Raw genomic sequence first — 4,238 nt, forward strand, 5'->3', positions numbered from 1 at the left:
GCAGCGGACGAGCCGGGACGGCCGGGATGCGCGTAGGGGTTGTTGGCATAGGGACGCGGGTCGCGGCGGGGGTCGAACTCGGGGGTCCACGAGCGGTTCAGCAGCACGTCGCGGGCCTCGTTGATGCGCTTCGTGAGCTCCTCGGCCTCGGCGCGCTCCGGCGAGTCCAGGGCGAACTTGTCCGGGTGATGCGCGATCACCAGCTTGCGGTGGGCCTGCTTGACCTCGTCGTCGGTGGCGCCGTCGGCCAGCCCCAGGGTTTTGAGCGCTTCGGATTTCTTCATGGGGCCACTATACAAAACGGCAACGGCGGGGCGCGAGGCGGGACGGGCGCGTTGCCGTCCCGTCAGACAAGAAACACATCACACGGCGCCGGCATGCCGGGAGCAGACAGCCTGCGCAGCTTCTTCGAGCTCGGGCGCCCCCTCCCACGGACCTTTCTGCACAGTTTTTACCAGTTTTATACATGCTTGGAGCGCTTGCGGGGACTTTTGCATCGTCGGCCTTTTCGCGATCAGGGAAAACGACGCCAACGGAAGGCACCGCGATGCCGTCGAGGCGTACAATCGTCCCTCGAACTCCTCCTTTTGCAGAAATCTGGTAAAAACTGTGCTACCGCAGAGCCCGCCTTGGTTCGTTCCTCTTGGTGCGGCCCTCGGCATGATCGGCCTTGAAGTCGGCGTGCATGCCGACTTCGCCTGGCAGGCCGGAAGAAGCGGACGAAAGCGACGGGTCGGCTGGCTGCTCGGCCGGCTGGTCGGGCGGCCGCTCTGGTGGCGGGTCGGGCGCCCTCTCGGGCGGCGGGTCCTCCAACACGCCGGTCAGGCGCTCCTTGAGCGTGAGCTTGCGCGGGGCGAAGGGGTGCGGAAGGGGCACATCGTGGCCGATGGAGCGCAGGGCGATATCCCAAAGCGTGGGACTGCCGCCGCAGTAGAGGTAGCGCTTGCGCTGCCCGAAAAGCGCCGCCTCGTCCACATGTCCCGCGGCGGCAAAGCCGTCGAGGATGCCGTCGGCCGTCTGCTTGGCGCGGCCCTTGCGCCAGGCCACCACGCCGTTCGCCACGAACACGCCCACCGTGTAGGGCAGCACGAACGCCTTGATGAGCGCAACGAGGTCGTCCGAGCGGTACTGCGCGATGGCCTGCGCCTGGCTGCTGGCCACGCCGGCGTCGAGGCCCGCGCCCAGGTGCCCCGCCGCCCCCTGCTCGGCCAGATGCTGCACGTCTGCCAGCCACACGCCCGCGAACACGATGACCGCCGCACCGAACGCCGCCGCGGCCACGCCGATGCCCTTGAGCCAGCGCGACACGCTGCGCAGCCAATAGAGCGGCACCGAGTAGGTGTACAGCAGCAACAGCAGCGCCGCCGCCACGATGGACACGCCGACGATGAGGGTGTCCTGCCTAAGGAAGTAGCCGACGGCCGCGCCCAGGAGTCGCTGCATCTCGTAGAGCCAGGCGAAGCCGCCCTGCAGCAGGCCCTCGGCCGGCACGCCCAGCCCTGCGAGCACGTCCATGGCCCACGACAGCAGGATGCTGGCCACCGCCACCACGATGAAGAACACCGGCAGCGTGACGGCGATGCTGGTGAGGCCGCGCAGCACTGAGGAGTCGAACCGCAGCGCCAGGGTGTAGAACAGCAGGAAGCCGCCCAGCAGCACCGCCGTGAACGCCAGGTAGGGAGCGAGCACGCCGTCCTCGGCAAGACCCGGGAACACGGCCAAGGCCGCCCGCACGGCAAGCAGCACGGCCACGCCCGCAGCGACCGAGGCCGCGCCGAGCGCACGGGATCGCTGCAGCAGGTCGCGGCGCACGTCGAGCGAGGGATGCCCCTCGCGGTTCTCCGCCACACCCACGTAGCACAGCGAGGCAACGGCGCGCACGGCATGCGCGACCTTAACCCCGACGACGGCCGCCACCGGGGCGAACAGCAGCAAGCCAACCCAAGGTGGCAGCGCGAGGCACACCGCCCCTGCGGCGAGGACCGCCGCCGCAACCCGGTACAGGCTGGCGAACGGCGCGCGCACCCAGGCGACGAGGCGCCGCGCCGGAGCGCGCAACGAGGACTTCATGGACGTTGCGAATCTGCTCATGGACAGCAGTGTAGGATGGCCAGCCTGCAGGCACAAGCAACGAATGGGCCGCAGTTGCCTTAGAAAGCCTTGATGGCGTCGCGGAGGAACTCGGCGGCGCCGGGGGCCCATGCCTCGTAGTAGGCCTTGAAGCGCTCGTCGGCCACGTACATCTCGGCGAGGCCCGCATGCGCGGCCTTCGAGTACGTGCCGTCCTTCCAGAAACGGCACAGCCACTGGCGGTGCAGGTCGGCCGCACGGTGCGCTTCCTCGCTTGCCGGGTCGCCCGTCTCCATCGCCGCCACGAGGGCGTCCCTGATCTCCCGCTCCAGCTTCTGCGTGGCGCGGTACTGCTCTTCGGTCATGCCCATAAGCTTCGCGTTGCTCGCGTCGGCGGCATCGTCCCCCCAGCGCTCGCGCACCTCCTTGCCGTACTTCTTCTCGTTCTCGTCCACGAGGCCTTGCTTGAACGCCTCGAACTTCTCCTCGTCCTTCATCGGGTCATCTCCTTCCATGCTGGCGAGCGTCTTCTCCACGCTCGCGATCAATCTGTCAAGGCGCTCCTTGCGCGCGTGCAGCTCGCGCAGATGCCCGGCCAGCGCTTCGCGCGCGTCGAACGCCGGGTCGTCCAGCAGCCGCTTGATGTCCGCCAGCGGCATCTCGGCCTCGCGGTACAGCAGCACCTGCTGCAGCCGGTCCACCTCGGCGGGTCCGTAGCGACGGTACCCGTTCGCCGCGCGCCCGGCCCGCACCAGCCCCAGCTCGTCGTAATGGTGCAGCGTGCGCACCGTGCACCCCGACAACGCCGCCAGCTCGTGCACCGTGTAGCCGCGCTCCGCCCGCTCGCGCTCCATGGGCGCCTCCTTCCTTTCGCGATCGCACCGATAGCCTACACCCTCACGTTGCGTGAGGGTCAAGCGAGAATAACCGCCGATTGTTTCCGTCTCTTCAAATACTTTATTATAGATGATATTATGTACTGAATTAAGCATGACGAAAGGAGCATTATGCCAGCCCTTGCCGCGCCGCTTCCCATCATCAGGCCCATCACCGACCTGCGCACGCAGCTCAACGACGTGTGCACGCAGGCGACCGCCACCCAGGAGCCGGTCGTGCTCACGAAGAACGGCACGGCGTCCTACGTGCTCATGGACAGCGGCGCCTACGAGACGGCCGAGCGCCGCAACCGCGTCTACCTGGCCCTGCGCGAGGCCGAGATCGAGGAGCGCTACCGTCCCGAGGCCGTGCCCGCCGCGGAGTCAGACGCGAAGATGCGCGAGATATTCGCCCTCTGGGGGCTCGACTACCAGCCGAGCGCGAGCTAGCCATGCTCGACCTCGCCTGGAGGCCCCGCGCCCATCTCGACCGCGAGTCCATCGCCATCTACCTGGGGGTCGAATGCGGCAATCCGCCTGCCGCGCTCGCAGCCGTCCAGTGCATCGACGCGGCCGTCGAGCGTGCGCGCGCCCTGCCCGACGCCGGCGGCCGCTTCCGCATGGAGGGCCTGGACGCCAAGGAGTGCCGCACCGTGCACGCGAACCCCTACACCGTGTACTACCGTTTCGACGACACGACGCTCACCGTGTACCGCGTTCTGCACCAGCGACAGAGCATCGACACCTACGCCCTTGTCGATCTGCCGGGCTAGCTGCGCCGCATCGCGGAACACAGTGCTGGCCGCCCGTTCACCGCACGCGGCTCATCCGCAACTTCAGCACGTCCTTCGGGCAGGCGTCGGCGCAGGCGGCGCACTGGATGCACTCGGCGTCCTCGATCGCCCCCGCGCGCAGGAGGCGCTCCACCGGCAGGCTCATCGGGCAGGCGCGGTCGCACTTCCCGCAGCCGATGCAGCGGTCGGCCTCGGCGCCCACGTGCAGCTGCGGCAGGCGCAAAGCCGCGCCCAGCTTCTCGCCCAGCACCATGAACGGCGCCATCCAGCAGATTCCGTGGCACATGGCGCGCCGGCCGAGGAACAGGTTCGGGACGAAGAACAGCGCCACGATGCCGAAGTAGATGGGCAGGCCCAACGGGTTGTTCATCGATACGCCGCCCGGGATGCCGTACAGCGGGTCCACCACCGTGAAGCCGCCCGCCACCCAGGCGCACGCGGCGATGGAGAGCACCCACGGCACCCAGATGACGTACTTCACGCGCTTGAGCCACGCCGG

Annotated in this window: 6 protein-coding genes; 2 read left to right on the forward strand and 4 right to left on the reverse strand. The window is 68.4% G+C overall.

All coding sequences use genetic code 11. The features are described from left to right. From GPA_RS03390 to GPA_RS03400, 3 genes are all read right to left on the reverse strand, one after another. Window positions 1-284, reverse strand: a 284-nt coding sequence (locus GPA_RS03390) for a DnaJ domain-containing protein (protein ID WP_041238940.1), incomplete at its 3' end; no start/stop codon positions are given. A gap of 328 nt (window positions 285-612) precedes the next feature. Continuing rightward, window positions 613-2,091 carry a hypothetical protein gene (locus GPA_RS03395; protein WP_197533067.1) on the reverse strand — a complete coding sequence of 493 codons (1,479 nt, stop codon included), beginning with the start codon at window positions 2,089-2,091 and terminating at the stop codon, window positions 613-615. 59 nt (window positions 2,092-2,150) lie between these two features. Further along, window positions 2,151-2,924: a MerR family transcriptional regulator gene (locus GPA_RS03400; RefSeq protein WP_015538937.1), complete on the reverse strand. Its 774-nt coding sequence runs from the start codon at window positions 2,922-2,924 to the stop codon at window positions 2,151-2,153. 153 nt (window positions 2,925-3,077) lie between these two features. Between GPA_RS03400 and GPA_RS03405 the strand changes: the two genes are divergently transcribed. After that, window positions 3,078-3,395 (forward strand): type II toxin-antitoxin system Phd/YefM family antitoxin, encoded by a 318-nt coding sequence (locus tag GPA_RS03405; RefSeq protein WP_015538938.1) that lies wholly within the window; start codon window positions 3,078-3,080, stop codon window positions 3,393-3,395. A 2-nt stretch (window positions 3,396-3,397) separates the two neighbouring features. Further along, window positions 3,398-3,718 carry a type II toxin-antitoxin system RelE/ParE family toxin gene (locus tag GPA_RS03410; RefSeq protein WP_015538939.1) on the forward strand — a complete coding sequence of 107 codons (321 nt, stop codon included), beginning with the start codon at window positions 3,398-3,400 and terminating at the stop codon, window positions 3,716-3,718. Between the two features lie 37 nt (window positions 3,719-3,755). Here the strand turns inward: GPA_RS03410 and GPA_RS03415 are convergent. Further along, the coding region (locus GPA_RS03415) for a 4Fe-4S binding protein (RefSeq protein WP_156791124.1) at window positions 3,756-4,238 on the reverse strand (483 nt) is incomplete at its 5' end.

It is taken from the genome of Gordonibacter pamelaeae 7-10-1-b (assembly GCF_000210055.1).
In the GTDB taxonomy this organism is placed as follows: Bacteria; Actinomycetota; Coriobacteriia; order Coriobacteriales; family Eggerthellaceae; genus Gordonibacter; species Gordonibacter pamelaeae.

Bases quoted from the DNA above. Each gene is read 5' to 3' on its own strand.
- GPA_RS03395 (WP_197533067.1), bottom strand. From the start codon at position 2,091: ATGAGCAGATTCGCAACGTCCATGAAGTCCTCGTTGCGCGCTCCGGCG.
- GPA_RS03405 (WP_015538938.1), top strand. From the start codon at position 3,078: ATGCCAGCCCTTGCCGCGCCGCTTCCCATCATCAGGCCCATCACCGAC.
- GPA_RS03400 (WP_015538937.1), bottom strand. From the start codon at position 2,924: ATGGAGCGCGAGCGGGCGGAGCGCGGCTACACGGTGCACGAGCTGGCG.
- GPA_RS03410 (WP_015538939.1), top strand. From the start codon at position 3,398: ATGCTCGACCTCGCCTGGAGGCCCCGCGCCCATCTCGACCGCGAGTCC.